This window comes from Brevibacterium sp. NPDC049920 (genome assembly GCF_040656435.1).
GTDB classification, from domain to species: domain Bacteria; phylum Actinomycetota; class Actinomycetes; order Actinomycetales; family Brevibacteriaceae; genus Brevibacterium; species Brevibacterium pityocampae.
Genome location: NZ_JBFAMF010000029.1, coordinates 1 through 2019, shown reverse-complemented (window position 1 = coordinate 2019; position 2019 = coordinate 1). Strand labels below are relative to the sequence as shown.

At 63.6% G+C, this 2019-nt stretch carries 4 protein-coding genes; 2 read left to right on the top strand and 2 right to left on the bottom strand.

The window, feature by feature from the left end; genetic code table 11:
* Both AB0I45_RS13860 and AB0I45_RS13855 read left to right on the top strand, forming a co-directional pair.
* A partial coding sequence (locus tag AB0I45_RS13860) for a transposase (protein ID WP_360318935.1) occupies nt 1-264 on the top strand: 264 nt, incomplete at its 5' end.
* Nucleotides 265-277: 13 nt separating this feature from the next.
* Nucleotides 278-517 (top strand): integrase core domain-containing protein, encoded by a 240-nt coding sequence (locus AB0I45_RS13855; RefSeq protein WP_360318938.1) that lies wholly within the window; start codon nt 278-280, stop codon nt 515-517.
* Here the strand turns inward: AB0I45_RS13855 and AB0I45_RS13850 are convergent.
* Together AB0I45_RS13850 and AB0I45_RS13845 are read right to left on the bottom strand one after the other, a co-directional pair.
* Nucleotides 504-653, bottom strand: coding sequence for a hypothetical protein (locus AB0I45_RS13850; protein WP_360318932.1), 150 nt, complete (start codon nt 651-653; stop codon nt 504-506). The two genes, AB0I45_RS13855 and AB0I45_RS13850, sit on opposite strands and share 14 nt — an antisense overlap.
* Before the next feature lie 288 nt (nt 654-941).
* Nucleotides 942-1427 (bottom strand): general stress protein, encoded by a 486-nt coding sequence (locus AB0I45_RS13845; RefSeq protein ID WP_360318929.1) that lies wholly within the window; start codon nt 1425-1427, stop codon nt 942-944.
* Nucleotides 1428-2019: the final 592 nt, after the last annotated feature.

Below are 2019 nucleotides of genomic sequence, written 5' to 3'. Positions count from 1 at the left end.
ATCAGCCCTGTTCCGACCGGTTCAGGAATGACCAGTGGGAAGCATCGCATCAACCATGGCGGACATCGGCAACTCAACGCGGCGATCTACCGGACCGTGATTGTCAGGATGAGATTCCACGAGCCCACGATCGCCTACGTCGCCCGTCGCACCGCCGAGGGCAAGAGCAAACGCGACATCATCCGCTGTCTGAAACGCTACGTGATCCGCGAGGTCTACCACCTCGTCAAGACCGACCCGCGAACCGGCGAAATCATGAGTTGACAACTATAGGAGCATCAACGCGCTGGCCGAGACCCTGAACTCGTTGTTCAAAGCCGAAGTGATCCGGAACCTCGGACCGTGGCAGGGCCTCGATGACGTCGAGATCGCGACCGCGGAATGGGCCCACTGGTTCAACACCTTCCGACCTCATCTGTCCCTCGGCGGGATGACCCCTGAGGCCTTCCGCGTCGAGCATCAACTCTGCGTCACCGCCGGTGTGGACACGGTTGCCGAGCTCCTCAACGCCAGATAACTAACTCTCTATCAAAACCGGGGCTTGACATGGGGTCCTGCCGGGCGCCCAGCACGCTGAAAGGATCCCGGCCGCCGAAAAAACGGCCCATGATGTCATCGAACGGGGAGTTCAGGTCAAACGGATTGTTCGTCATTGTCGCCTCCTACAGGCGTTGATCGGTGATTACCTGGGATGCCCCTGACAGAGGGTCTTGGGGACGAAGCTGTCGGGGTCCACTGCAGGCAACTGCGGGGATCACGCTCGGCAGAGCCGAGCAGGCTCCCGGTTGGTGGTGACAGGCACGCCGACGTCCCTGCTTCCCGGCGAGATCCGCTCCTGAATCCGCCCCAGCGGTGAGTGTCGGGGGAGCGCAGAGGGCCACGGCCCTCAGCACTTACTCGGGCGTGGGCCAGCACCCGGTCCGGGCCCGGGCCTTTGGCGGTCAAGTCGTGGGACGGCTGGCGTCGAGCTTGGCCGTGGCCGCCTCGACGTACTCGGCCTCCACGAGGATCTCGTAGGAGGACGCCTCCAGGCCCTGGACGCTACTGAAGTCCCGGCGCCCGCCGGTGGCCGCGTGGCCCAGCAACCCGAAGATCAGCCCCCACACCGCGCCCAGGAGCACCGCCCACAGGATTACCGACAGCCACCCCACGACCGTGAAAAGACCCAACAGCAAGCCAATGAGCAATCCCAGCCAGGCCCCGGAGGCGGCCCCGTACAGGGCGGCCTTGCCGTAGGTCATCCGCCCGGTGACCTGCTCAACCAGGCGCAGATCGGTGCCGACCAAGCGCACGTGCTCAACCGGGAACCCGGCGTCGGAGAGTCGATCGACAAGGCGCTGAGCCTGGTCATAGGAGGGCACTGTGCGCAGGACCTGGTAATGAGCCGAAGCAGTGGGTGGAAGAGGGGAGGGATGGGACATGCTCATCGTTTCCTGTTCGTGGTGACGATCCGACCCGGACGGTGGTCTGCACCCGGGGTTGCCGGGCACCTGGGTCGGGAGTGGACGGAAAGTTAGGAAGAGAAATCGCGGAACAGTCCGGGCACATCAGCAGCCCTGGCCTCCCTTCCTCCCCCTCGAAATGTCGCGGACCTTACCAGGATAAGCATATTTATCTCTGCAGCAAACGCCCGGCCCGTCTTCGGCGCCTCGTGCCACACATGCCTTCCCGCTCGGGTTGCGGCGGGCCATAATTCGCCTTTCACGTGCCCGGCTTGCCGTCTTCGGAGCTGGGCCTTGACACCCCTGCACCGGGTACCCCCGCATCAGTACCGCACCTGCCGCTGGGCAGTCGATGCATCACCTGTCCGAACGGAATCGACCGGCCCCACGCTGATCACTGCTCCCACACCGCCGAAGCACTTCAACCGATCCGTCACTGCAGCATCATCGAGAAGCCGTCCTCGACACCGGCAGGTCCCGGGTGGGGTGTATCAAGGTTCTTGGACAGTTCCTCTTGATGGGAGAGGATCAAGAGCATGGCAAGTGCATCACGGCGGAAGTTCAGCCCGCAGTTCAA

Bases quoted from the DNA above. Each gene is read 5' to 3' on its own strand.
- AB0I45_RS13850 (WP_360318932.1), bottom strand. From the start codon at position 653: ATGACGAACAATCCGTTTGACCTGAACTCCCCGTTCGATGACATCATG.
- AB0I45_RS13845 (WP_360318929.1), bottom strand. From the start codon at position 1,427: ATGAGCATGTCCCATCCCTCCCCTCTTCCACCCACTGCTTCGGCTCAT.